General features: G+C 57.3%; 25 protein-coding genes. 9 read left to right on the top strand and 16 right to left on the bottom strand.

Annotation, left to right across the window (positions count from 1 at the left end):
- Positions 1-32 precede the first annotated feature (32 nt).
- From AABO57_09535 to AABO57_09520, 4 genes are all read right to left on the bottom strand, one after another.
- Entirely contained in the window at positions 33-269 is a 237-nt protein-coding gene (locus AABO57_09535; protein MEK6285968.1) for a DUF433 domain-containing protein, read from the bottom strand.
- A 481-nt stretch (positions 270-750) separates the two neighbouring features.
- A complete protein-coding gene (locus AABO57_09530) occupies positions 751-2,010 on the bottom strand; it encodes a cation:proton antiporter (protein MEK6285967.1) in 1,260 nt (419 codons plus the stop codon).
- A 22-nt stretch (positions 2,011-2,032) separates the two neighbouring features.
- Complete coding sequence (locus AABO57_09525) at positions 2,033-3,418, bottom strand: NAD(P)/FAD-dependent oxidoreductase (protein MEK6285966.1); 1,386 nt, start codon at positions 3,416-3,418, stop codon at positions 2,033-2,035.
- Positions 3,411-4,721, bottom strand: coding sequence for a coproporphyrinogen-III oxidase family protein (locus tag AABO57_09520; GenBank protein ID MEK6285965.1), 1,311 nt, complete (start codon positions 4,719-4,721; stop codon positions 3,411-3,413). The genes AABO57_09525 and AABO57_09520 overlap by 8 nt, the downstream gene beginning before the upstream one ends.
- Before the next feature lie 145 nt (positions 4,722-4,866).
- Between AABO57_09520 and AABO57_09515 the strand changes: the two genes are divergently transcribed.
- Together AABO57_09515 and AABO57_09510 are read left to right on the top strand one after the other, a co-directional pair.
- Positions 4,867-5,181 carry a DUF3311 domain-containing protein gene (locus tag AABO57_09515; protein MEK6285964.1) on the top strand — a complete coding sequence of 105 codons (315 nt, stop codon included), beginning with the start codon at positions 4,867-4,869 and terminating at the stop codon, positions 5,179-5,181.
- A complete protein-coding gene (locus AABO57_09510; protein MEK6285963.1) occupies positions 5,178-6,818 on the top strand; it encodes a sodium:solute symporter family protein in 1,641 nt (546 codons plus the stop codon). The genes AABO57_09515 and AABO57_09510 overlap by 4 nt, the downstream gene beginning before the upstream one ends.
- 35 nt (positions 6,819-6,853) lie before the next feature.
- Here the strand turns inward: AABO57_09510 and AABO57_09505 are convergent, their stop codons facing one another.
- From AABO57_09505 to AABO57_09495, 3 genes are read right to left on the bottom strand one after another with little or no spacing between them, the layout of a single operon-like run.
- A complete protein-coding gene (locus AABO57_09505) occupies positions 6,854-7,702 on the bottom strand; it encodes a hypothetical protein (protein ID MEK6285962.1) in 849 nt (282 codons plus the stop codon).
- A 4-nt stretch (positions 7,703-7,706) separates the two neighbouring features.
- The gene (locus AABO57_09500) at positions 7,707-7,970 is read right to left on the bottom strand and encodes a CopG family antitoxin (GenBank protein MEK6285961.1); all 264 of its coding nucleotides are present in this window, start codon (positions 7,968-7,970) and stop codon (positions 7,707-7,709) included.
- Positions 7,957-8,241, bottom strand: a complete 285-nt coding sequence (locus AABO57_09495) for a BrnT family toxin (protein MEK6285960.1) — start codon at positions 8,239-8,241, stop codon at positions 7,957-7,959. Before AABO57_09495 ends, AABO57_09500 begins: the two co-directional genes overlap by 14 nt.
- 162 nt (positions 8,242-8,403) lie before the next feature.
- On the opposite strand from AABO57_09495, the gene AABO57_09490 reads away from it, so the two are divergent.
- Positions 8,404-9,777 carry an MFS transporter gene (locus AABO57_09490; protein ID MEK6285959.1) on the top strand — a complete coding sequence of 458 codons (1,374 nt, stop codon included), beginning with the start codon at positions 8,404-8,406 and terminating at the stop codon, positions 9,775-9,777.
- A 2-nt stretch (positions 9,778-9,779) separates the two neighbouring features.
- On the opposite strand, the gene AABO57_09485 is transcribed toward AABO57_09490, so the two are convergent.
- The 9 genes from AABO57_09485 to AABO57_09445 form a co-directional block, all read right to left on the bottom strand.
- Positions 9,780-9,992: a type II toxin-antitoxin system HicA family toxin gene (locus tag AABO57_09485; GenBank protein MEK6285958.1), complete on the bottom strand. Its 213-nt coding sequence runs from the start codon at positions 9,990-9,992 to the stop codon at positions 9,780-9,782.
- Entirely contained in the window at positions 9,989-10,234 is a 246-nt protein-coding gene (locus tag AABO57_09480) for a type II toxin-antitoxin system HicB family antitoxin (protein ID MEK6285957.1), read from the bottom strand. The genes AABO57_09485 and AABO57_09480 overlap by 4 nt, the downstream gene beginning before the upstream one ends.
- Positions 10,235-10,279: 45 nt before the next feature.
- Positions 10,280-10,519, bottom strand: a complete 240-nt coding sequence (locus AABO57_09475; protein ID MEK6285956.1) for an addiction module protein — start codon at positions 10,517-10,519, stop codon at positions 10,280-10,282.
- Positions 10,520-10,624: 105 nt separating this feature from the next.
- Entirely contained in the window at positions 10,625-11,011 is a 387-nt protein-coding gene (locus AABO57_09470; protein ID MEK6285955.1) for a HigA family addiction module antitoxin, read from the bottom strand.
- The gene (locus tag AABO57_09465) at positions 10,977-11,210 is read right to left on the bottom strand and encodes a type II toxin-antitoxin system RelE/ParE family toxin (GenBank protein ID MEK6285954.1); all 234 of its coding nucleotides are present in this window, start codon (positions 11,208-11,210) and stop codon (positions 10,977-10,979) included. Before AABO57_09465 ends, AABO57_09470 begins: the two co-directional genes overlap by 35 nt.
- Before the next feature lie 108 nt (positions 11,211-11,318).
- Complete coding sequence (locus AABO57_09460) at positions 11,319-12,446, bottom strand: PQQ-binding-like beta-propeller repeat protein (protein ID MEK6285953.1); 1,128 nt, start codon at positions 12,444-12,446, stop codon at positions 11,319-11,321.
- 42 nt (positions 12,447-12,488) lie between these two features.
- Positions 12,489-13,631 carry an iron-containing alcohol dehydrogenase gene (locus AABO57_09455; protein ID MEK6285952.1) on the bottom strand — a complete coding sequence of 381 codons (1,143 nt, stop codon included), beginning with the start codon at positions 13,629-13,631 and terminating at the stop codon, positions 12,489-12,491.
- 354 nt (positions 13,632-13,985) lie between these two features.
- Entirely contained in the window at positions 13,986-15,434 is a 1,449-nt protein-coding gene (locus AABO57_09450; protein MEK6285951.1) for a PQQ-binding-like beta-propeller repeat protein, read from the bottom strand.
- Positions 15,435-15,536: 102 nt separating this feature from the next.
- Entirely contained in the window at positions 15,537-17,783 is a 2,247-nt protein-coding gene (locus AABO57_09445; protein MEK6285950.1) for a PQQ-binding-like beta-propeller repeat protein, read from the bottom strand.
- 299 nt (positions 17,784-18,082) lie between these two features.
- Between AABO57_09445 and AABO57_09440 the strand changes: the two genes are divergently transcribed.
- From AABO57_09440 to AABO57_09415, 6 genes are all read left to right on the top strand, one after another.
- Positions 18,083-18,883: an ankyrin repeat domain-containing protein gene (locus AABO57_09440; protein MEK6285949.1), complete on the top strand. Its 801-nt coding sequence runs from the start codon at positions 18,083-18,085 to the stop codon at positions 18,881-18,883.
- Positions 18,884-18,995: 112 nt separating this feature from the next.
- On the top strand, positions 18,996-20,390 hold the full coding sequence (locus AABO57_09435) for a PQQ-binding-like beta-propeller repeat protein (protein ID MEK6285948.1): 1,395 nt from the start codon (positions 18,996-18,998) through the stop codon (positions 20,388-20,390).
- Positions 20,391-20,605: 215 nt separating this feature from the next.
- Entirely contained in the window at positions 20,606-21,991 is a 1,386-nt protein-coding gene (locus AABO57_09430) for a PQQ-binding-like beta-propeller repeat protein (protein MEK6285947.1), read from the top strand.
- 59 nt (positions 21,992-22,050) lie between these two features.
- A complete protein-coding gene (locus AABO57_09425; GenBank protein MEK6285946.1) occupies positions 22,051-23,400 on the top strand; it encodes a PQQ-binding-like beta-propeller repeat protein in 1,350 nt (449 codons plus the stop codon).
- Between the two features lie 18 nt (positions 23,401-23,418).
- A complete protein-coding gene (locus AABO57_09420) occupies positions 23,419-23,910 on the top strand; it encodes a hypothetical protein (GenBank protein ID MEK6285945.1) in 492 nt (163 codons plus the stop codon).
- Positions 23,911-23,974: 64 nt separating this feature from the next.
- On the top strand, positions 23,975-25,537 hold the full coding sequence (locus AABO57_09415; GenBank protein MEK6285944.1) for a PQQ-binding-like beta-propeller repeat protein: 1,563 nt from the start codon (positions 23,975-23,977) through the stop codon (positions 25,535-25,537).
- Positions 25,538-25,661 lie beyond the last annotated feature (124 nt).

Here is a 25,661-nt window from a genome sequence, read left to right as displayed (position 1 = left end):
CGCCTCAACAGAGTAGAGGCGACAGGTTATGGTCACATAGAAGTTTCACTGTGAGCCACTGTAGCCTGTCCCTCGCGGGCGGCTGCGAACGCGTAGCACGCTTGGATGTCTTCGGCAGTCAGGCACGGGAAGTCCTCTAAGATCTCCTTCTCGTTCATCCCCGCCGCCAGGTAGCTGAAAATATCGTAGACCGTGATCCGCATGCCGCGAATGCACGGCTTCCCCCCGCGCATGCCCGGGTCTATGGTAATGATGTCCTGATATCGCATGGCTACGACTCTACCGGTCTATGGTTCGGCTAGCAAGAACCTAAAGCGTGACAGAACCTAAAGCGTGACAGACTGACGCTCATAAAAGCAGGGGCCGCAACCGGTGTCGGCTACGGCCCCGCACCCTGCCGCCGAAGCAACAGGGGGAATATCGCGCCAACACCATATGCCAAATCAAGGGATCGGGCAACGCTGGGGCGCAACAGTGGGGCGCGTTAGATTTTTTGCCGTTGAATCCCGAAGGGATGACGGCATAAAGCCACGGGTGAGTCCGCGAACCCGTGGGCACGCATCGGCAGTCCCCCGAACCCTCGCAGAGGGTGACGGCCAATGCGATCACTAGACGCAATCATTCGACACGACGTCCCCTACGCCCGTCTCAACGGCTCAAGAGAAAATTAGTCCTAACGGCCGCCACCCACTTTGTGGGTTCGTTGTCCTGCTCGCCCCTAATCACGGGTTCGCGGACTCACCCGTGGCTTTATGCCTTCACCCTTCCAGGGTTTTTTTCCAGGGTGTAGGTTCCTTCCGGGTAGACCCATCTCAGCAGCGGCGTTGTCATCAATGTAGTGACCAGAGCCATCAACACCATTATCGAAAATAGCGCCGGCGAGAGGATGCCAAGATCGAGACCAATATTGAGGATCACTAATTCCACCAGCCCGCGAGTGTTCATCAGAACGCCAACCGCGGCAGACTCGCGCCACGACATTCCGTTCACTCTTGCCGACAACATCGAGCCGCCCAATTTACCAACAACAGCCAGCACGATGATCACGCCGCAGTAGAACCACATGCTCGCGCCGGTGATCAGGAAAAAACTGGATCGCAACCCGGTAAGCGCAAAATAGATTGGGAGCAACAGCACAACTATGAGTGCTTCGAATTTCTGCGAAAGCTCGCGAGATAATTCCGGGTGTCTGGGCATCACCACTCCGGCCAGGAAGGCGCCAAACAAAGCGTGGACCCCCAGAGTTTCTGTTATCCAACCTGAGGCCAATACTACCAACAGAATTATGGCAATCAGGTCCTGTGTTAAATTGCCGCGTTTTTCATAGACCATCTCGAGCTTGCGCAAGGCGGGCCTCACCGCGAGCACCATCACCAGGACAAATGCCACCAGCCCACTCATCGTCAACCATACTGGAAGTTCTAAGCTCGACGAACGGACCATGACCGTTATGACCGCAAGAATGCACCATGCCGTGACGTCATCTACCGCCGCGCAGGTAATCGCTACCGAGCCAACCCTGGTGCGTAGCATATTGCGTTCAGTCAGAATACGAGCCAGAACCGGGAATGCCGTGACGCTCATGGCCGCGCCCATGAACAGAACGAACCCAGTGAGGTTAACGCTTGGGTCGGATAATCTTGGATAAAGATAAACCGCAAACAGAGAGCCCAGGATGAACGGCGCGATGATGCTGACCTGGCTGGTCATCACTGCCGCCCGGCCCAGTTCTCGAAGGTGCGTTAGATCAAGCTCGAGACCCACCAGAAACATGAATATCAAGAGCCCTACCTGGCTCAGCGAATTCAGATGTCCAAGGCTTTCAGGCGGAAAGAGAGCGGACGATATGTTTGGCGCCAGCCATCCCAGCAGCGAAGGTCCCAGCAGAATTCCGGCGACCATTTCGCCAACCACGCGCGGTTGATGAAGCTTGCTGAATAGCAAGCCGACCAGACGCGCGACAATTAGGATGGTCCCGATCTGGAGAACTAGCAGCTTGAAGCTGGCCATAGACGGAAGGACGGCGGACCGTTCAAGACTCGGTTGATTTCAGCGCGGGCACGCGATCGTCAAAGTACAAGTACTTCGCTGTAAGCACCTGCCCAGGCTCCGGGATCACCGACGGATCAGCGTCGCCGTTTGAGGACAGGAACTCCTCGTACAGCGGGGGCGGAATCTCGGCGAACTCCGACATCGGCCCGTAGACCTCGTCCACGCCTTCCTTGAACACGTCGCCTATCAAAAGGTTGATGATGTTCACCCGGTGCTCGGGGTACTTCTGAAGGAACTTCGCGAAGCTGAAGCCATCGCTATAAAAGGCGTGCACAAGCTTGCGCATAGACTCGATGCCGTTATCCAGCTTGGTCTGAAACTGCCCCAACCGGTCGCCGGAGAAGTCGTTGTTGTTGAACGCGTCGTGGATCGCATCCGCCGCCAGCTCGGCCATCTTGAGCGCCAGCAGAACGCCCGACGAGTAGATCGGGTCGAGGAAGCCGTAGGCGTCTCCGATCAGAATGAACCCATCGCCCGCGCATTGTTTCGAACGGTAGGAATAGTCGACGATCGAATAAATCTTATCGACGCGCTCGGCGCCCTCGACTCGCTTGCGGCACGATTCACATCTCTCGATCTCCTCGTTGAAGATCTTCGCCAGGTCTTTGCCGCGGTCCTTCATCAAGTACTCGGGATCGGCGACGATGCCGACGCTGGTGATGTCGTTCTCGAGTGGTATGTACCAGAACCAACCGCCGCTCTCAGGAGGAGTGCGAAGAACGAGCGTCGCTCCCCCGTTCAGATCGGGCTCGCGGTGCGCGCCCTTGAAGTAAGAATAGAGCACGGCCTTCTTCAGCTTGGGATCGCGAACGCGCCACTGAAACTTGTTTGAGAGCATCGCGCTCTGCCCGGTCGCATCAACGACGACCTGCGCGTTGAACTGGTGAATCGAGCCGTCCTGCATCTGCGCTTCGACGCCACACGCGCGGCCGGCCTCGAAGACTACTCGCTTGACCATTGTGTTCTGATAAACGGCCGCACCCTGCTCTTCGGCGTGCTCGATAAGCATCTGATCGAACACGGCGCGAGTCACCTGCCAGGTGACCGCGCTCTCGTGATGGTTCGCTTCGAAGAAATAAAATGGGCGCGATTCTTTGCTCGCCGAGTTCGCGAATTGCACGCTGTACTTGACCACAAACGGGCTCTGTTTGAGCTTCTCCAGAAATCCCATGCGCTGGAAAGTAAAATAGGTGTCGGTCATCAGCGATTCGCCAATATGATGGCGTGGGAATTGTTCCTTTTCAAAGAGGACAACTTTGCGGCCTTCGCGGGCGAGGATGCTGGCGATAGTGCTGCCTGCCGGCCCTCCCCCCATCACGATCACATCAAAAACATTCGCGCCTAGTTCCGTCGGGAGTTTATGCATATCGAACGGGTCTCAATTCTGGTTCAAAAAATTCCGAGAGAAAGCTATCCACCTGCAGCAGCCCGCTGCGGGTCAACTCGATAGTTCCGTTGTCGCGCCCGATCAGATGCTCGTCGGCCAGGCGCTCGTAGACCGGCTGAAACTCGTTCCAGATCTCGACGCCGAACTTGCGGCGAAAGTACGCGGTGTCGAGCGCGCCGGTCTTGAGCTGAAGAATCATCTCGCGGATGAGCTTTTGTTTCGGCGTCAAAGATAACGCTCGCAGAAGCGGCAACTGATCGTTATCGAGGAGACGAACGTATTCTTCGAAGCTGTGCGCGTTCTGGAAGTGCACGCCGCCGAAATGCGAGAACGACGAAACGCCGAGCCCGATCATATCGCCTCCGTGCCAGAGCGCGTCGGTGTAGATAAACCGGCAAGGCTTCTGCGTCGTCGCAAGCGTGTACGCGCTCGCGACACGGTAGCCGCGTTCCTGGAACTGCTCGAACGCGTAGTCAACCCAGCGCCGCTTCGTAGGCCAATCCGCGATCGGCGAATCGAGTCCCTTCTCGATCATCTCTCGCGAGATCACGGTGTTGTAAGGCAGCTCCATCTGATAGATAGTGACCGAATCGGGTTCGAGTTCAATCGCGCGCCGGACCGTGTCGCGCCACTTGTCTTCCGATTCGCCCATCATCCCGGCTATCAAATCGATGTTGATCTGGGGGAAGTCGACCTCGCGAGCCCACTCGTAGGCCTGGTAAATCTCGGGTGAAAGATGCGCGCGGCCGTTAGCCTCTAGAACGTCGTCGTTGAAGTGTTCGACGCCGAGGCTGAGCCGCGTCACACCGATTTCCTTCAGCGTTTCGAGCTTCGACTTTCGCAGCGTCCCAGGCTCGCATTCGAAGGTGACTTCTTCGGCGTTCTCCCAACTAACGTGCCGGTTGAGCCCTTCGACGAGGTAGTGGAGCTGCTTTTCGCTAATGTAGGAGGGCGTGCCGCCGCCGAAGTACGCGAACCGAAGCCGCCTGCCTTGAAAGGCGCGCGTGCGGCTATAAATCTCATTCTCTTTAATCAACGCGTCGAGGTAGCGCTCGATCTCAGAGGCGTTCTTGTCGGTGTAGACCTTGAAGTAACAAAACTTGCAGCGCTTGCGGCAGAAGGGAATGTGCAGATAAAGCCCGAGCGGGTCTTCGATGCGCGGGGGTTGATTCAGCGCTTCAATAACGTGAGGGATGTATTCCGGTTGCCACAATGAAAACGGCGGATAGTTGGAGACGAAATAATTGCCGACCTCGGTCTTGGTTTGAGATGTATCGGTCATGATCGGCCTCTTTGAAGTTCTGATGCAAAGCGCGCCTCCTCGCGATTGCCCTTCATTCTAACAAACAGCACGCGGGCGTTGCAATTTTCTGCGGCGCTGTGCCATATTACGCAGACATTTCTACAATGGCTACAACGAAAGCTGAATGAAACGAGCACTGCTGCCGATCATTGTAGTTGCTCTTTACGTCCTGCATCAGGATTTCTGGTTCTGGCGGGCGGCGCGTCCGCTCGTCTTCGGATTTATTCCCATCGGGCTGTTCTATCACGCCTGCTATACCGTCGCGGCCGCGCTCTTAATGTGGATGCTAGTAAAGCACGCGTGGCCTTCACACCTCGAAGAAGAGATTGAGGGTGGGGCAGGATTCAGTCTGCGAGATTCGAACCCGGTAGTCATTGAGCAGGCCGAACTCGATCACAGACTGAAGTCTGCGCCACGCGGTCGGGAGGGCGAGCAGTGATCCCGACGATCTTCGTCTTCGCATATCTCGCCGTCGTTATCTACATCGGCATTTTCGCGTTTAGAAGGTCGGCCCATCGCGAGGAGGCAGAAGACTACTTCCTGGCAGGCCGCTCACTGGGACCCTACGTTTTTCTGTTCTCGCTGTTCGGAACGAACATGACCGCGTTCGCCATTCTCGGCTCGTCTGGGCACGCGTTCAACAACGGTATTGTGACCTTCGGGCTGATGGCTTCATCGTCGGCGCTGATCATTCCTCTCTCGCTTTTGTTTATCGGCACTCGAGTCTGGGCGCTCGGGAAGAAGTACGGCTTCATTACGCCGGTGCAGATGTTTCGCGATCGCTGGGAGTGCAGTCACATCGGAACGGTCATCTTCGTGGTCCAGGCGGCGTTTCTCATTCCGTACATCATCATCGGAGTGATGGGTGGCGGAACGGCGCTGAGCGCGATCAGCGGCGGCCGGGTCCCTTACTGGATGGGAGGCGCGGTGGTGGCGATGGTAGTGATGTCTTACGTGTTCTTTGGCGGGATGCGGGGGACGGCGTGGGTGAACACATTTCAGACGTCGCTGTTTTTGTGCTTCGGGGCGATCGCGCTGATTGTTATTGGAGTTGGGATGGGCGGGTTTCAGCAGTCGGCTGAGACGCTGCTCGCCTCGCCCGGCACTGCGCCGCTTCTAACGCGCGAACGCATCTCACCGCTGTTTTTCTTCAGCTACACTTTCATACCGCTATCGTCGATTGCGTTTCCTCACATAACGATCTTCTGTCTGACCGCGCGCAAGATGAGTCAGTTCAAGAAGACGGTCATCCTCTATCCGTTCTGCATGCTGGCGCTGTGGCTGCCGTGTGTTTTTCTGGGGGTGATGGCCAATCGAATGAACGACGTTCCGCAGATTCAGCAGAAGCTCGAAGCGCGCCGCGCGCTTGCAGTCGAAGGTCCGGTGCTGACGCCCGATGAGCGCGACGGGTTGCGCGAGAAGATGGTTGCCGACGATGTGTTGTTGCTGCTGTTAGAGCGCTACGCGCCGATCTGGCTGGCGGGGTTGCTGGGCGCAGGGATAATGGCCGCGGTGATGGCGAGCGATTCTCAAATCCTCGCGCTGTCGACGATGTTCACCGAAGACGTCTTTGCGTTCTATGGCGGGAAGAAACGCTTTGGCGAAGCGGCTCAGGTTCACACCGGGCGTCTGTTTATCATTCTGATAACGATCGCCGCGTACGCGGTTGCGCTGCGAGCCCCTCAGAACATTTTTGATCTTGCCGTCCAGTATGCGTTCTCGGGCTACTCGGCGCTGTCGCCGCTGTTGGTGGCGGCGCTGTTCTGGAAGAAGAGCACAAAGTGGGGAGCGCTTGCGAGCACGGTTTGGGCGGCGATGGCAGTAGCAGCGGTTGCCGTCTTTCAATCCCTTGTTCCTGCGCCGGCTCCGGGACCTCCGGTAGTGATGTGGTCGGTAGCCGGAGTCGAAGTTCTGTCGCGAACGCCGGGCGGGACTGCGGTGTTTGGATTGATGCCGGTTGTACCGATGACGATCATATCAGCGGTGTTGTTAGTCGTAGTTTCTTTTTTCACATCGAAGCCGAGCGCGACCACACTCTCGCGGTACTTCCGGCGCGGTGCCCTGTCTAGCACTTGACGTCGGTAGCAGAATTCAAAAGGACTGCTTGCAGGTCAGTGCTTGAGCGAACCGTTATCGGTCGGGCCAGTGAGGGCTTGCATCTCGCCTTCGCTCTTTCGAAGGAACCGTAGTAAGGTTGCAACGCGATAGCCGATGATGACCCCTTTCTTTCTGTCGTAGTTAGTCATCAAACCGGCGAGCACGAGCTTGGGTGACCAAATAAGGCTCGATTTCTTAAAGTTCCAGATTCCACCTCCGCTGAGCCCATGCGGATCAACTTCTGCTCCCGCATAATACTTAACCAATAGCTGGGTTTTGTGATTGTGATTTATTGGTCCGATACAAACTTGACCTAAGTCGCAGAACGGAAGCACCGCATAGTTTGCACGCACACCCATTGGTTTGGCGCGACATGCCGGGTAACCGAACAGACCTACGACGGTCCCAGGCGGTGCAATTGTCCGTCTGCTATCGAATCTATAGAAGTGTTGTGTCGCATCGTCCGATTGATGAGGCAAGACGACCGCTGCAAGATCGTTTTCTTTGCTGATCACAACCCGCGAACCCTCAAACTGACCTCGGGTCTGGACTAACACCTTGCTACGATCTACGTCCGCGAGCGAGTCGCCAATTTCCAATGTTGACGCAGGGACCATCAAGTAGAGTCTATCAACGGGGGTATCAGCCAGCGTGTGTGCCGCAGTAAGGACCAGGTGTATGTCATTCCAGCAGACTCCGATGCCGGTGCCTAAGCTGCGACCCTCGTGCCCGTTCAGGTTGCCAACGATACCAAACGAGTAGGCGTACATAGCGTTGACCCATGCTCGCTGCGCAAATCGCTCAACGTGGTACCACTCCGTCGGAAGCGCATTACCGAAGCGTTTGTTGACGCGTTTCTTCATTGCTTCAACTGGCTTTCTGGATCTTCTCCTTCAGCCATGAGTTGACCAAGGTTTCCGAGGAGGTCTTCTTTGACTTCGCGATCGCTGTTATCTGATCGGCGATGTCTTCGTCAATCGCGATCAGGTGAGTTCTTTTCTTTATCTCGACCTCAAAATGGGCCTCTGGCATGCGATCCCAGTACTCCCCCATGTCGTGTGTTTCAAAGAACTCGACAAGATCGTCAAGTTTCTTCGGGAGAGGGACCTCTTGCGCCTTACTTCTTGCCATATTGCCTTCTTTCCCTGGCGGCCATGTCTCTCGCGCTCAAGATTAATGCCTCTTTGGCCTTCTTGTAAATGAACAGTACTGCCAGGTATCGCCCTGCATCAGTCTGTCCCAAGGCAAGGTAGACATCTTCGCCCCTGCGTGTGCCCTTTTCAACGAAGCGAATCTTTGGACGGTTGCTGAGGACCTCTTCAACTTCTAACGTGTCTACCTGATGTTTGCCAGCGAGTTTGTCCACGACGGATCTGAGCCAGATAACGGTTTCGATCTCCACCCGACACCTCGCACGCTGAGCCTTGAGAACGAGCAAGTGTATTATGGGGCTGCTGTGTGAGCAACGCCCTTGGGTCTCGAAAGCGGCGGCCAGAGAAACTGATTCCGATGGCCGCACGTGCCTTGACGTATGGTCAGACTTCACAAAGAATGCTAGCCCATTATGACTTCTCCCGCTGATGGCTCTCCGCGTCTCACCAGAATCCAATGGCTCATCTGCATCATCGCAGTCATCGGGTTTGCCTTTGATACCTACGAGCTGCTGATGCTCCCGCTGATCCTGCGGCCGGCGCTCGAACAACTCGGAGGGTTGACGTTCGGCACGCCGGAGTTCACGCGCTGGCGCGACCTGATGTTCTATGTGCCCGCAGTGTGCGGAGGAATCTTTGGACTGCTCGGCGGCTATCTGACCGACCGGCTCGGGCGGCGAAGAATCTTAACGTGGAGCATTTTGCTGTATGCGTTTTCGGCGCTGGGCGCTGGGTTTGCGACTTCGCTGCCGATGCTGCTTGTGTTGAGGACGACGACGTTCGTCGGTGTGTGCGTGGAATTCGTCGCCGCGGTTGCGTGGCTCGCCGAACTCTTTCCCGAGCCGAAGCGGCGTGAAACGATCATCGGTTACACGCAGGCGTTCTCCTCACTCGGCGGGTTCATGGTCAGCCTGATGGCGCTTCTGATCGCGAAGATCGCCCTTTCGCTGCCGCCCATTCAAGGGAGTCACGACACCTGGCGATACCTGCTGATCTCAGGACTGATTCCTGCGATTCCTTTGATCATCATTCGTCCGTTCTTACCTGAGTCGCCGGTGTGGAAGGAAAAGAAGGCTGCAGGGACGCTCAAGCGGCCAAGCTTCGCCGAGATTTTCAGACCTCTGTATCGCCGGACTACTCTGGTCAGCGCATTGATTTTTGCGTGCAGCCTCGGCGCGGCGTTCGGCGCGATCCAGCAGCTTCCGCAGATCGTGCCCGCGCTCGTTCCGGTAGACAGCAGCGTGCCGCCGCCCGAGCGCCAGAAACTTGTCCAGTCCACGGTAGCGGGCGTTCAAACGCTTCAAGAGCTTGGTGGATTGGCTGGCCGGTTTCTGCTCGCGTTTCTGGCTCTTCGCATCGTGTCGCGCCGCAAGCTGCTCCGCGTGTTTCAGATTCCGGGACTGTTCATCGTTCCGCTGGTGTTTCTCTATCCCGCGGTGCACGATCTCGGGATGCTGAAATGGGGAGTCTTCTTCGCGGGGCTGTTCACCGTTGGGCAATTGAGCTTTTGGGGAAACTACCTGCCGCGCATGTACCCGACGCATCTTCGCGGTACAGGCGAGAGTTTTGCGGCGAACGTCGGAGGAAGGATGGTGGGGACTTCGGCGGCGCTGCTGACGACGCAGTTCGCATTGATGATGGGCGGTGGCAACCCAGCGCTCAATCCCATTGAGAGGGCGCACTACCTTGCGTACGGAGCAGCAGCGGTGGCATTTCTTGTTTACGCGATTGGATTAGTTGCGAGCTTTTGGCTGCCGGAGCCGGCGCGAGAGGAGTTGCCTGAGTGATGCTACGCTGTTTCGAAGTCTGACCAGTCGATGCCGAGTTGTTTGATTGCTGCTCGGACAGTCCCCGCTTTGAGATCTTTACTGCCCCAATCAGGAAGTGTGGTGACTCGCTGCGCCGCGGGGTTAAGCCATTTTCGGTGTGAGCCGCCGCCGCGACGTGGCGACTCCTGACACCCTAACGCCTTCAAGTTCCGAGTGACCTCACGATAGGTCATGGCGTGGTTACTACGGTCTCCAGCCAGAGCGGGCTACTCGCGTCGGCAAGCATTGTATTGGCGGGTAGCGGCCGGCCCAGGTCCTCATACGCTTCGACCACTGCTGAAAGCGCATCGCGCGCGTTGGCCAACGCTTCGTCAAGCGTATCGCCTTCCGTGACAAGCTCGGGGAGAAGCGGTGATGTAACCGTGAACCCACCTTCCGGTTGGGGCGATAGCAGCAATGGAATCTTGTAGAACATCAGACCTCCGGTAAAGCACCCTATGCGATCATTATAGAAATCCCTTCACCCAATGGGATCACGCGCACGCTCCATTACCTCATTGCCGGGGAGCGGCTCAAGCTCACCTCTGAGAAATGCTTCATAACGACGTTGCGCCTCTTCAAGCCATAGCTGCTCGGCATTGGCATCGATTGTAGTGTCGAGCCCTTCGATGAGGATGCGAGCAAGCGTCGCCTTCTCTTCTGTACTAAGCGATCGAGCCTGCTTCTCCAACTCTTCAAGACCGATGCCCATGTCCGGCATTGTACTCTGTGAGTGATTTGACCGCTAACGGCCAAGACAGCCTTATTGAGAACGCCCATCTTCTGACCTGATCACGACGCCGCCCTGTCAGAGTTGGGCGGCGCCTCAGCTTGCCTGGCGGAGGGGCTCAAGGCGGGCAATCGATGCCGCTTTCTTGCTTCGCACGGCATGCCAGAGGTCCCAATCCTGCTGCAAACCGAGCCAAAAGTCGGCCGGCATTCCCAGTACCTGCTCAAGGCGAAGGGCCGTATCGGGCGTAACGCTTCGCTTCGCTCGGATGATTTCATTCAAACGAGGAAAAGATATTTCCAGTCGCTCAGCAAAGGCTGACTGGCTGATTCCGAGTGGCCTGAGGAACTCTTCGAAGAGCATTTCTCCCGGATGGGTGGGTGGTCGCTTAGTGGGTAGACGCCGCGCTGAAACGAGCTGCGAGGGCTTGCCTCGGCGAGAACCGGTACTAGTGGTAGTCCGCGATTTCGACTTCGTCTGCATAACCCTTCTCCCAACGAAAACAAATACGATACTGGTCGTTGATACGAATACTGTGTTGACCGGCTCGGTCACGTCGGAGCCGCTCGAGCCGATTGCCCGGAGGAATCGCTAGCTCCAAAATGTCGCGCACCCGATTGAGCTGGTCGAGCTTGCGACGCGCAGCCGCCCATAGAGATTTCGGGCAAGTCCTGCGTGCCACCCTTGTTTCGATACCGTCAAATATGTCCTCGGTCCCGCGATCGGCGAACGAGCGTATCACGAGCCAAATTGTAACGACTTCCGCGTTGGCTCACCAGGATAGATAACCTCACTGCCCGAAGCAGTAGAGCCTTCCATCCTCCGACCCGATCACGACGCGGCCCGAGGCAATCGCGGGCGAAGCTGACAGCGGCGCTCCCGCATTGAACTCCCAGACCTTCGCGCCTGTCTTGTAGTCCAGCACGTAAAACTTCCCATCGTTCGAACCAATAAACGCTCTTCCATCAGCAAGCGCCGGTGAAGACTCGACTCGAGCGCGCGTCATAAACGTCCACAACTCCCTGCCTGTAGCCGCGTCCATGCAGTGAACCATCTTGTCGCGACCGCCGACCACCACTCTGCCTTCGGCGACTGCAGCGGACGAATAGTAAGGGAACTGCCGCTGACGATTCCGATATCGCCAACTGATACGCCGAGTCCCAAGGTTGACTGCGAGCACTTCGTTGTTGAACGTACCGTAGAATGCTTTTTGACCTACCAGCGCGGGCGACGCTCCGGTGTAAGCGCCCGACGCAATGTGGAACACTTCTTTGCCGTCGGCTATTCGAATCGCGCGAAACGTTTCGTCGCAACCCGCAACGTGCGCCATGCCGTTCGAGACGCCGACGGTGCAATGAACCGGGCCGCCGGTCCTGAACTTCCAGATGAGCGAGCCGTTCGAAACAGCGACGCAATAGAGATGCTCATCGTAAGAACCGATCAGCACTCGATCGCCCACCACGACAGGTGAGGACTTGATCTCAGCACTAGTCTTGAAGGTCCAAATCGCTTTGCCGTCGCGCGTGTTGACCGCGTGCAGCGTTCCGTTGAGATCGCCGATGAAGACTACGCCGCCGCTCACGCACGGAGAGGATTCGCCGATCGGTCCGGTCGCTTTGTACTTCCAACGCACCGAGCCGTCCGAGAGGCTGAGCGCTGCTAGCTCGCCTGATTGCGAACCGACGTAAACCGCTCCGTTGACGATCGCGGCCGATGACTCGATGGATTCGCCGGCTTCGTAGGTCCACACGAGCTTCAGGTCTTTAGGCACGTTTGAAACCGAGACGCCGATCAACTGGTGGCCTCCTCGGAACTGAGACCAGGTTTCCGGAGGAAGCTGCGACTTCGAGGGTGAGACGAGAAGCAGAACGCAAACCGGCAGAAGAAGTATCGAGAGAGTTTTTCTGAATGATTGCATGACCAAAGACGATAGTCCTCCTTTTGAGAAGTTCGTGCGTGCTCAATAAGCGCGCTGATAGAGCTCGAGCGCTTCCGCGGCGCCGAACGGCCGTGGGTTGAACTCTCCTGTCCATTGACCGGCCGCTTCTTCGGCGAGGCGCGGAAGATCGTTTTCAGGAATACCTTCCGTCTTCAAGCCGCGCGTCATTCCGGCGATTGCCAGCAACTCTTCAAGCCTGTCAGCGAGAGCTTCCGCGGGATGGTCTCGATTCACAGTCACCGATCCGTGCTTCAAGAGTTGATCATAGCGATCACCGACAGCCGAGCCGTTCCATCGAACAACGTGCGGGAGCATCAGTCCGATCGCCACGCCGTGCTCGGTGTTGTAGTTTGCCGTCAGCGGGTTCGCACAAGCGTGAGTCGCGCCAAGCATCGAGTTCTCGATCGCCAGTCCCGCCCAATAAGCGCCAAGCTGCATAGCGCCGCGCGCTTCGATGTCTTGGGGATTCGTGATCACGCGTTCGTAATTAGCTTCAAGCAACCGCCACGCTTCGAGTGAGAAAAGTTCCGACGCGGCAGTGCGCTTAGTTGTGACGTAGGTTTCGACTGCGTGTGAGATCGCGTCAAAACCCGCGGTCGCGGTGACGCCGGCAGGCTGTGATACGGTCAAGCCCGGATCGAGGATCGCGACCTTGAAAGCAGCGCCGGGATCACCGCAAGCCATCTTGACGTGAGTCTCAGAGTCAGAGATGAGAGCGTACGATTGAGCCTCGCTGCCGGTGCCCGACGTTGTAGGTACGGCGATCATCGGCAGCATCGGCGCGCGAGCTTTCCCGTAGCCCCAATAGTCTCGCATCGCTCCGCCGCCGGTCAGCAGAAAGTTGATAGCCTTAGCCGTATCCATTGAGCTGCCGCCGCCAAGGCCGATGATTGAATCTATCTCCAGCGATGCGGCGACGGCGCGCCCGGCGTCGATCATTGTTGTGTTTGGATTCGAATCGAAATCGTGAAAGGAGAATACCGTGATTCGAGAGTCGGTGAGAATCTTGGTTGCTTGCTCTACATAGCCGCAGGCGAGAATCCCAATGTCAGCGACCAGCAACGTGCGGCGAAAGCCAAGTTCCGACGCCAGAGCGCCGAGCCGGTCAAACGACGCCTCGCCGAAGATCAATCGTGTCCGGCTGTGAAAATCAAAGGGCTCCATACAACCAACTTTTATCCGAGCTCGGCATCCCACGGTAATTGCTGGAGGCACCCCAGAGGGGTGCGATGTTTATGGAACCGTAGTGCGCCTGGTAGCCGCACCCCAGCGGGGTGCAATGTGCCGCATCAATCCTCATCCGATGAGCGACTGACCGACATGGCACCCCGCTGGGGCGCGCCACTTGGAACGAGCTCTTCTATAAACCATTCAACTCCTAACGGAGTTGTTCCGCCCAACGGAGTTGCCTCGCAAGCCTCAGTAGGTTGCCCGTGAACAATCCCCCAACTGCCGTTGGGGGGATTCCGGAAGTCTTTGACGTTCGCGCGTTCTCGTTTGCGCGGCGGCAGTGAACCATCATTTCTTCTCTGCCAGAGCGAATAGCTGATTGCGATTGACTATGAGCAGTGCGCCGTTGACCGGGATCGGCGTGGAGTAGACGGAGCTTCCCATGTTTATTTCGCCAATGACCTTCTTCTCTTTGGCGGCCGTCAGAATCGCGATGTCACCGTCCTCGTCACCCAGATAAACTTTGCCATCCACGACCATCGGCGAGCCCCACACCGCCGCGAACATGTCATGGACCCAGAATGCCTTGCCGGTCTTTGCGTCCAGACAGTGCAGAAAGCCGCTGAAGTCTGGATAGAACAGCATGCCGTCGTAAAGCGCTCCGGTCGAGATCGATCGTCGAATTTTGTCGTAGTGCCACACGGCTCCCGTCTTGGTTATGTCGCCCCGCAAGGTCGCGTCTATGCAGTAGAGATGGCCAACGCCTTCTCCGTGTTCCGGGTCCTGTCCGTTAGCAACGTAGACCTTGTTGTCGAAGATCACCGGTGTGCTGATCAGCTCGTTTCGCGTCTTTGGCCAAACGGAGTCCTTCGGGTTGCAATCGAACTCCCAGAGCTTCTTTCCGCTCGTCGCGTCGTAACCACGCACCCAGCCGTCGCCCTGCCCGTGAACCACCTGAACCACGTCTCCGATCTTGCCGACCGCTGCCGAAGACCACTGCCCGTGCAGAATGCGATCGGAAACCGAATTGTCCTCCCAGACAAGCTTCGCTGTTTTCTTGTTGATCGCAATGATCGCCGGAGCCTTCGGCGAAGGAATGTTCACGTGGCTTTCATCCTGGCCGTTTGAAGTGCAGATGTAAAGAATGTCTCCGTACGAGACCGGAGAGCAGTTCGACATATTGTGAGGCTGCGAGCCGACCTCCTCCATCATGTCGTACTTCCAAACGATGTCGGCGTCGGACTGACCGGTCAACTTCTCTTCCTTGTAAGGCCCGTCGTTTTCGTTATCGCGGAAGCCCTGGGTGTCGAGGCAAACCACCTCACAACGATTCGTGACGTAATAGAGCCGGTCGCCCTCGACAAGCGGTGAAGAGCAAACTCCTTGAAACGGCCAATCGTTGACGCGCCCGGCGGCAAGCTTCTCGTTGGTGTGCTGCCAAAGGAACTCGCCGTCGGATTCACGGAAGCACATCAGCACGCCGCGGTCGCCGCCCTGCTTCGGGTCGCGCAACCCTTCGTTGTTAGTACCGACGTAGACCATGCCGCCTGAGACCACGGGGTTTCCGTAGCTCTGCGAGCCAAGCGTGGCGACCCACTTGACGTTCTTCTTGGTCTTGACGTCCCAGCTTGTCGGCATGCCTTTCAGATTCGAGACCATGTTCCGGTCGGGCGTCCCTCCCCACATCGGCCAGTCACCGTTGCCGGGATCGGAAGCTGAAACGAGATGCGCAACAATCGCAAGCGACAGCGCGCACGCGCCGCCGAATAAGAGCAAGTTAGAACTGCGTATCTTCATAAATCTCCATGTTCGTAGTACGGCCTTCAGTCGGAAGTTCGTAACTCGAATGTCGCAGCAGAACGGCCTCACAAACTTCCGGCTGAAGCCCGTACTACCAAACTACTTGTTTGGTGTCACCTTGATGTTATCGATAAATATTTCGTTCGGCGCGTCGGCGAAGATCCCGGCGCTGCCCTGACGATTGCCAGGCGACTCAACGCGCTCAAGAGTCCAATCCGCGGGTTCGGGCTCGGACGCGGGCCACGCCTTACCGCGAGCTCGCACCTTGCCGTCAGGTAGATTCTCGACTTGCAGCTTCAGGCGATACCACGTGTCCGCTTTCCATGCGAACGGCTTCCTGACTGTGCGCGTGGCTTCGACCTGCCAGGAACGCAGCTCGATCTTCTGGCTGTTGCCCATGATCACCAGCTCATAACGCTGGGCCACAACCCCGGCGTCGCCCATTTGACGCCGCTTTTCCGTCGCACGGACGTCGGCTTGGGTTGTGTAGTTCGACCAATCGGCCGGGCTGAAGAACGACCGGGCGCGCTTGAAAGCCGGCGGGTTGGGATTTTTAACGAGCACCTTGTTGCCTTCTACTTCGCGCACTACGTATTTGCCTCCGGTGCTGATCCAGTACCTGGGAACGGTGTCCACCGGTGTTGAATCAAAATCCTCGCTAACCGGCATCGCCGGGATCACGCGCACTCGAGAGACTCCGGTGACTCCTCCGACCGCCGCTTTCACGATCCCAGTTTGAACGCCGGCATCGGCGGCGGGCGTGAACTGATTGCTCTGAGCCGCGCCCTTCACACCCTCGAGCGACCACGCCGCATTCGGTTCTTCGCGTATGAAACGCCCGTGATCGTCGAACAGGCGCACCCTGAACTTCGCCGTCTGGCCCGGCTTCATCAACAAATCAGCCGGCACGATCTGCACGTGCGCTACGGCTGCGCCCGCCGGCGCATTCTCCACGGTCTCTGTCACTGGCGGCAGCGCGGGCGAGGGCGTCTTCTTGCCGATGCAGTAAATCGCTTTGGTTGAAACGAGGTAGATGCGCCCGCGCGAAACGGCCACCGAAGCGAGTATCTGCTCGTTGGCCGCGATCAAATCGTCGCCCGCGTCGGTTTTGAGTTGCACGTTGCTGACGCCCGGCTCGAGCTCATCTTCATCCAGCACCTGACAACCGGCCGGTCCCGGCTTGAGGATGAAGAATTTTCCGTTCTCAGTGCCGACGTAGAGCTTGCCGTCGGCGAGCACCGGCGACGCTCGCTGGAGCGTGCCGATCGTATGCTTCCAGAGTTCCTTGCCGGTGTTGATATCGACGGCGAACACATTCGCGCTGTCGTCGATCTGGTAAAGGCGGTCGCCGTCAATGACCGGCGAAGAATAACCGCCCCGGATGCGGTTGACCGACCACTTGATGTTAGCCTTGGTGAGCGCGCCCTTCCCCGTCGCGTCGATCGCGGCGATCAGGCCCATCTCGTTTGTGTCGAGGTTCTCTTCGCTGTGTGAAACGAAGACGGTCGTGCCGTTGATCACCGCGCAGTTGTTGATGCCGCGCTTGGTGATCGCGTAGGTCCACACCGGCTCTCCGGTTTGGGCCTTCATCGCGCACACAGCGCCGTCAGCGCCGCCGACGATGATCATCCGAGTGCCGTTGATCGTCGCCGCGATCGGCGTTGGATAAACCGTGTCGTAAGGACGGCCCCCCGGCGCGCTGGTCCAGACGCATTCGCCGGTCGTCTTGTCGAAAGCATAGAAGCGATGTTTGCGCTGCGCGGTGTCGCCCCATCCGTCTATGATCGTGCCTACGATTACAAGGTCGCCTTCAATGATCGGAGAAGCGGTGCGCCCGCCGTGCGTCGTCCAGGAGCCGAATTCCTCAGTCAGCGATCGTCCCCACAGCACTTTTCCGTCGTTCGAAAAAGCAGTCAGCTCGTTGCAAGCGCCTAACACGTAAATGTTGCCGGTCGCCGGGTCGCCAACAGGCGATGACCAGGCGATTCGGCGCGTCGGCACGTCGCTCTCGTAGACGTTGAGGCGATGCTCCCACAAGAGCTTGCCGGTGTCGGCGTTCAAGCACATCACGCGCTCCTGCATCGTCTCGCCTTCACCCGCCGAGTTGAACAGGAAGACGCGGCCGCCCATCACAATCGGCGTCGAACGTCCGCCGTAGGGAGCCTTCCATACAAGGTTCTCTCCTTTTGGCGACCAGCGAGTGGGCAGACCCTTTTCGAGCGAGACGCCGACGCGTGCCGGGCCTCGCCAGTCAGTCCAATCGCTTCCCGATCGAACGCGGCCGGCCGGAACGAGAAAGAACAACATCAGTGCGAAGGATAGGTACTTCGGGAAAATGGCATTCATGATTGGCCCTTCACAGATAGGTCTGAATTCGCGCTCATCGAATCCGCACGAAGCAAGTTTCTCCACTGCATTAGCCTTGACTCGTTGAATCTCAAGATATTATGTTGCGGTTAGGCGCGTCAAGCAGGGATTCTTTGAACCTGCTGGACCGAGGCGACGTTTCACACTTCGAGCGCGGCAGTATCACAGTGCCCACTAATAATCTCGACGCGGTAGATGCAAAAGCCGTAAGCTTCCTGCTATTAGGGTGTGCCCAACAAGGCGGGTTTTCAAAAGTCCCGTGAATCGAGGGAGTGTCGATGTCAACCGGACAAAAGTTTTTGCTGGCTCTCATATTGTTGTGCCCGCTGACCGCGAGCGCACAGGATAAGAACGAAGAATTCTTCGCGGCGGCGAGAAAAGGCGACGCCGCCGCGGTCAAAGCGCTTCTCGATGCGGGCGTGGATGTGAACGCCAAAACGCGCTACGGCGCGACGGCTCTGTCTTACGCTTGCGATAAGGGACACGTCGAGGTGGTGAAGGTGTTGATCGAGCGCGGCGCGGACGTGAACGTGAAGGACACCTTCTACGGAGAGGTCCCTCTCGGGTGGGCGCTGTCGCACGGACACGCGCAGGTGGTGAAGCTCTTGTTGGACAAAGGCGCCGCCGGCATCGAGCGTGCGCTGATGTCGGGAGTTCAAGACGGCAACGTCGAGATCGTCAAGGCAGTGGTCGAAAAGGGTGGCGTAAAACCCGAGACTCTGAACAACGCGCTGCGGCGAGCTTCTTCAGGAGGCAACAAGGAGATCGTCGAGCTGTTGAAGAAGGCAGGCGCGGTCGCGGCCGAAGTAACCGTTGATCCCGACGTCTTGAAGAGCTATGCCGGCTTATATAAGAACGAACAGGTCGGCGAGCTCGCCATTGAGATCAGAGACGGAAAGCTCGCCGGAAGGGTCAGCGGCCAGGGTTGGTTCACCACTTCTGCGATTAGCAAGAACACATTCGCGATCCTCGAGGTTGAGGCGACGATCGCGTTTAACATCGAAGGCGACAAAGTCACCGGGTTGGCGTTGAGCCAGGGGGGCGCGAACTTCGTCTTCAAACGAGTCGAGAAGAAATAGCATGTTCGTAGTTCGGCCTTCAGGCGGAAGTTTGTAGCAGCATTCAACGCTAAGGCCATTCTACAAACTTCCGCCTGAAGGCCGAACTACGAACTTTCTTTGGGAGGGATCAATGTTTCGTCATCGCACTATTAACGGAGCCCGGCGCACCTGCAGCTTTGCGCTGCTCATCGTTCTCATCGCTAGTGGCGCCGCTTTCGGACAAGCACAGAACTGGCCATCGTTTCGTGGGCCGAATGCTTCCGGGGTCGCAGACGGCAAGCCGACCCCTACGAGTTGGGACGCAACCAAAGGCACAAACATTCTGTGGAAGACTCCGATCCCTGGACTTGCGCATGCCAGCCCGGTGGTCTGGGGAGACAAGGTTTTTGTCACGACGGCCGTCAGCAGTAAGGGCGGCGAGTACTTTCGTCACGGGCTCTACGGTGACGTTGATTCGGACAAAGACACGTCGAAGCATAGCTGGCACGTCTACGCCCTCGATAAAGGAACCGGCAAGATCATCTGGGACCGCATAGCTTGGGAAGGCGTGCCCAAGATCAAGCGTCACATCAAGTCAACTCACGCAAGCTCGACTCCTGTGACCGACGGCAAGAACGTTGTGGCGTTCTTTGGCTCGGAAGGGCTCTACTGTTACGACATGACGGGCAAGCTAGTCTGGAAGAAAGACCTGGGCGTGCTCGATACAGGCTGGTTCTACGACCCTGACTATCAATGGGGAACGGCCAGCTCGCCGATCATCTACAAGAACATGGTCATCGTGCAGTGCGATGTTCAGAAGAACTCGTTCATAGCGGCTTATGACTTGAAGAACGGCAAGCAGCTTTGGATGACGCCGCGCGAGGAGATTCCATCGTGGGGCACGCCGACCATTTACGAAGGCCCCGCGCGCGTCGAGCTGATAACAAACGCGACCAGGGCGGCACGAGCGTACGATCCGATGACCGGCAAGGAGCTTTGGAAGCTGACAGGAAATCCCGAGGTCACTGCGACGACGCCAGTAACGGGTCACGGCCTGATCTTCATCTGTAACAGCTACCGCCCGAATCAGCCGATCTATGCGATTCGCGCCGGCGCAACCGGAGACATCTCGCTCAAACCAAATGAAACGTCCAATCAGCACGTGGCCTGGAGCATGCAGCGCGGCGGAACTTATATGCCGTCGCCGCTGATCTACGGCGAGTATCTCTACACGTGCGCGAATCAAGGCGTGATGGCCTGCTACAATCCGAAGACCGGCGAGCGGCTTTATCAGCAGCGCATCGGTGACAAGGGCGGTTCCTACAGCGCGTCGCCCGTCGCCGCTGACGGCAAGATTTATCTATCGAGCGAAGACGGAGAAATCTTCGTCGTGAAGGCAGGCGCCAAGTATGAGTTGTTGGCGACGAACCAGATGGGCGAGGTGTTGATGGCAACACCTGCGATTTCCGACGGTATGATCTTCGTGCGAGGCCAGCATAACGTCTTTGCAATCGCTGAGCGTTCATCGGCGTCACAAGCGAAGTGAGGCCGTACTAACAGCGTGCTGAGAAACTCCCTTCTGCCACCAAGCCACCAAGGCACGAAGGAGCACGATGGCAGTAACTTAGAGAGCTTATCGACTTCGTGCGGCTTTGTGTCTTCGAGTCTTTGTGGCGGAACGGTCTAATGCATGACTGACTACCAGACTAGACTAAGAGCTTGAAGCATCGTTTGAAGACAAAACCAGGAGGGATCTCTTACGTGAAACGAATTCTGACAGTGTTGCTCTACTCATCGCTTGCTTGCACGGTTGTTTCAGGTTTTTCGGGGCCGTCAAAGACAAAGCCTGCCAGCTCAGGCTCGAACTGGGCGCAGTGGCGCGGGCCTGACAGCCAGGGCATCTCCAACGAGAAGAACCTCCCTACAGAATGGAGCGAGACAAAAAACGTGCTTTGGAAGACCGCGATTCCCGGCCGCGGCTTTTCGTCGCCGATCATTTGGGAGAAGAAAGTCTTCTTGACCACCGCGATTGAAGGCGGCCCCGGGCCTGCGGATCACAAACCGGTGAAACACATGATGCGCGATAAGGAGTTCACACACCCGGATTGGACGGGCTCCGACAAGCTTCACACCTTCAAGGTGTTTTGCCTCGATCGCGATTCGGGCAAAGTTCTGTGGGAGCGAACTTCATACGAAGGCCCCGTCTACGATTATCGCCATCGCCGCGGAACGTACGCTGGGCCCACGCCCGTTACGGATGGCAAGAACGTTTATGTCTACTTCGGATCGGAAGGCTTCTACTGCTACGACTTCAACGGCAAGCTGATCTGGAAGAAGAATCTCGGGGGCATCGCTACGATGGGGATGGGGGTGGGCACTTCGCCGGTGCTCTACGAGAACCTGGTGATCCTGCTGTGCGATCAGGAATTCGACGGCACCTACTCGTTCATGACCGCGCTGGACAAAAAGACGGGCAACGAAGTCTGGCGCGTGCGCCGGCCGGTGCAAAGCAGTTGGGCGACGCCGGTCATTGCTAAAACCCCCGAACGCGCCGAGATGGTCGTGAGTGGCAATGAGTTTTTGATCTCTTATGATCCGGCAACCGGCAGGGAACTGTGGCGAGCTACCGGGCTCAAGAGCCACGCGATAGCCACGCCGGTGGTTGGCCACGGACTGGTCATTCTCTCCTCGGGTTTCCCGTCGAAAGCAATCGTCGCGATTCGGCTCGGCGGGTCGGGCAATCTTGATGAAACAGACAAGATCGTTTGGCGCTACAACAAAGGAACCTCGTATGTACCCTCGCCGATTCTGTATGGCGAATACGTCTACCTGATGAGCGATGCAGGCATACTCTCGTGCTTGAACGCAAAGACCGGCGAAGTGGTTTACGAAGGCGGGCGCGTTCCGATTGCGACGAAGTTCTACGGCGCATCGCCGGTGGCCTTCGATGGCAAGATTCTGCTTACGAGCGATGACGGAGACACGTTTGTCATCAAGGCAGGTCCGAAGCACGAAGTGCTGGGAACGAATTCAATCGGTGAGCCTAGCCGAACTTCGATTGCGATCGCCGACGGCAAACTATTTGTTCGGGGTGAGAAGAGTTTGTTCTGCATCAGCAACAAAGCTAACTTGGCGCGAAACAACTGACGAACATGCGGCCGGCTAAGAAATGATCGGGTTAGATGTTCACCAGGAGTCACTACACTATGAAACGCATACAAACGCTGCCGCTCTTAACTCTGACCGCTTGCCTGATGGTCTTCGGGGTTGTCAGACCTTTCACGTCTGACGCTGCGCCCAAAAACAATTGGTCGCAGTGGCGCGGCCCTGATGGCAACGGGGTCTCTTCTGAAACCAACCTGCCAGCCGACTGGAGCGATACCAGGAACATCAAATGGAAGATCCCGATCGCCGGGCGCGGGCATTCGTCGCCGATCATATGGGACAACCGGATCTTTCTCACCACCGACATTGAAGGCGATGTGGTTCCAGGAGCCAAGGCGGTCGAGCACAAGGAGGATGGAAAACCCTACAAGCATCCCGACAGCATCGGCGCAGATCGCAAGCATGCGTTCAAGGTGCTCTGCATAGATCGCGGCACGGGCAAGACGTTGTGGGAACGCACGGCCTACGAAGGCACGGTCTACGATGACCGGCATCGCAAGGCCAGCTTTGCTTCGCCCACTCCGGCTACCGATGGCAACTATGTCTTTGCATACTTCGGCACGGAAGGTTTGTACTGCTATGACTTCAGCGGCAAGTTGATCTGGAAAGTTTCACCTGGTCCGATCGCGACGTTTGGGATGGGAACCGGTACTTCTCCGGTGCTGTTCGAGAACACCGTCATCCTTCAATGCGATGAGGACAACGGCGAGAAGTCATTCATAGTCGCTCTGGACAAGAAGACCGGAAAAGAAGTGTGGAAGACTGCCCGCAAAGTCCAGGCAAGCTGGTCGACGCCGCTCATCGTTCGCGGTACGCAGCGCACGGAGATGATTACCAGCGGCAATGAGCTGATCATTTCTTACGATCCGAAAACCGGTAAGGAGCTATGGCGAACTAAGGGTCATGCAAGCAACGCCATTGCAACACCGTTGGCGGGTAAGGGAATGGTTTTCGTCTACGCGGGCTTTCCAGTTAAGAAGACCTTTGCGATCACGCTTGGCGCTTCGGGCGATCTCAGCGATAGCAAGAACATCGTTTGGCAATATGACAAAGGCGCGGCTTACGTGCCTTCTTCGATTTTGTACGGCGAATATCTGTACCTGTTGTCGGACCGGGGAATCATAACCTGCCTCGAGGCGAAGACCGGCAAGATAGTTTATGAAGGCGGGCGCATTCCGATTCCGGCTACGTTCACCGCATCGCCGGTGGCGTTCGACGGCAAGATTTTGCTGACCAGCGAAGACGGCGATACGTTTGTGATCAAAGCCGGTCCGAAGCACGAAGTGATCGCCACCAACTCCATCGCAGAGCCCGTGTATGCTTCGCCGGCGATCTCCGATGGAATGATCTTCATTCGCGGCGAGAAGAATCTTTATTGCATTGGCCGCTAAGAGTTGGAGAACGATGGTATGAGACTCAAAGTCAGTTGCTCGCTCATATTTCTTTCCCTCGCTCTTATCGCGTCGGCTTCGTCGAAGCCGGATTTCAGCGGCACATGGGTGATGGACGCTAACCGCAGCTATAGCAATCCGCCGGGGCTGGAGCAAACCTTGACGGTCGTTCACACCGGCGATCAAATCAAAGTCGACGCCAAACTAAAAACTCAGCAGGGTGAGCAGACGATCAATGAAACGTACACCCTTGACGGCAAGGAGACAGAGTTTGCGCCTCCCGGAGCGCAGCCGGGCGCCAAGGGTAAGCGCAAGGCAATGTGGCTGCCGGATGGGCGAGGGGCGGTCATCGAGGACATCGTCACTTCTGATTCTCCCAATGGTCCGGTCACGCGGAAGGCTATGCGCAAGTGGACGCTCTCATCCGAGGGCAGCACATTGACAGTTGATTACTACTTCGATGACCAGAGAGGATCATTTGAAGCGAAGCGCGTATTCGTGAAGAAGTAGGCGGTAACTCTAGGCTTGAGAAAATCTTCTTGAGCGATCAAGACGACAAAGCAGGAGACCAACAATGATGGAATCGATTTCTGCTTCCACGCCGTGGTATCGCTCGTGGCCGGGCATTATTCTTGCCGCGATTCTTATCCCTCCGCTCGGGCTGATCCTTCTCTGGATGCGCAGTGACGCCGAGACGGGCAAGAAGGTTTTCGGCTCGGTCGGGATTCTCGCACTGGGCGCCGCATATGTTTTCCTTCTTTTCGGCGGCCGCCTTTTTGTCGGCAAACCCGACCCGCAAACGGAAGCGCACTACGCCGAGCTTGAACGGCAGCGCGCTCAACAGCGAGAACTTGCGACCGGCGCCGGGGGCGGGCCTTCCACGGTGGATAACAAGGCGGAGGTTTCGCCCTCGACAATCGCCGCGAATGCGAATGAATCAAAGCCGGCTGCTATTGCGGCTCCGGTGAAAACAGCTCGAAGCTACTGGACCGACTTCCGCGGCCCCGCTCGAGATGGCCGCTACGATGAAGGACCAATTCAAACTGCCTGGCCTGCTGAAGGACTACGTCTTCTTTGGAAGCAGCCGATCGGCGGCGGCTACGCGTCGTTCGTAGTAGCCGAAGGAGTGGCCTTCACTATAGAACAGCGGAGGCGGCAGGAGATCGTGGCCGCTTACGATGTCGAAACCGGGCGCGAGCTTTGGACCCACGGCTCAGACGCAGAATTCAAAGAATCGATGGGAGGGGATGGCCCGCGCGCAACTCCCACCTGGGAAGCTGGCCGCTTGTACGCCCTAGGCGCCGAAGGCGATCTTCGCTGCTTCGACGCGAAGACCGGAAAGCTGAACTGGTCTAAGAATATTCTCAAGGACAACGGCGCGGACAATCTTTCGTGGGGAATGTCCGGCGCGCCGCTCATCGTCGATGACAAGGTCGTGGTTCTTCCCGGCGGACGAGCAGGTAAGTCGGTAGTTGCCTACAACAAACTCACCGGCGCGCCGGTTTGGAGGTCTCTCAACGACACCCAGGCTTACGTTTCTCCTATGCTTGTGACGCTGGCAGGCAAGCGGCAGATCCTGGTCGAAACTGCCAACCGCATCGTCGGGCTTGCGGTCGCGGACGGAGCGTTGTTGTGGGAGTCGAGTTGGAACACCGACATGGGGATCAACGTCTCGCAGCCTATCGTGATCGATGCGAATCGCTTCTTCGCCTCGTCGGGTTACGGGAAGGGTGCGGCGCTCATCGAGGTCACCGCCGGCGGCGACGGATTGACGGCGCGCAAGATCTGGGAAAACAACTCGATGAAGAACAAGTTCAACAGCTCAGTCGTGTATGAGGGCAACGTGTATGGGCTTGATGAAGGGATTCTGACTTGTCTGGATGTGAAGACGGGCGAGCGCAAATGGAAGGGCGGGCGCTACGGCTACGGCCAGGTTATTCTCGCAAGCGGGCACTTGATCGTCATAACAGACGCGGGAGAACTGGTGCTGGTCAAGGCAACTCCCGACAAGCCCACCGAGGTGGCGAGGTTCTCAGCACTCGAAGGAAAGACCTGGAACTATCCTGCCATAGCCAATGGCCGTTTGCTGGTTCGCAATCAAACGCAGATGGCGTGTTTCGATGTGTCGGGAAAATAACCCGACAAGCCGATTAGCATTCCCGGCGGTTTAGTCTAGCCCACAAAGCGGGCGACGGCATAAAGCCACGGGTGAATCCGCGAATCGGTGGACCAAGTCGTTGCTACAATCCTAGCCCGCGAAG

It is taken from the genome of Acidobacteriota bacterium, from assembly GCA_038040445.1.
Lineage (GTDB): Bacteria > Acidobacteriota > Blastocatellia > UBA7656 > UBA7656 > Onstottus_A > Onstottus_A frigus.
This window is presented reverse-complemented; position numbering and strand designations above follow the sequence as displayed.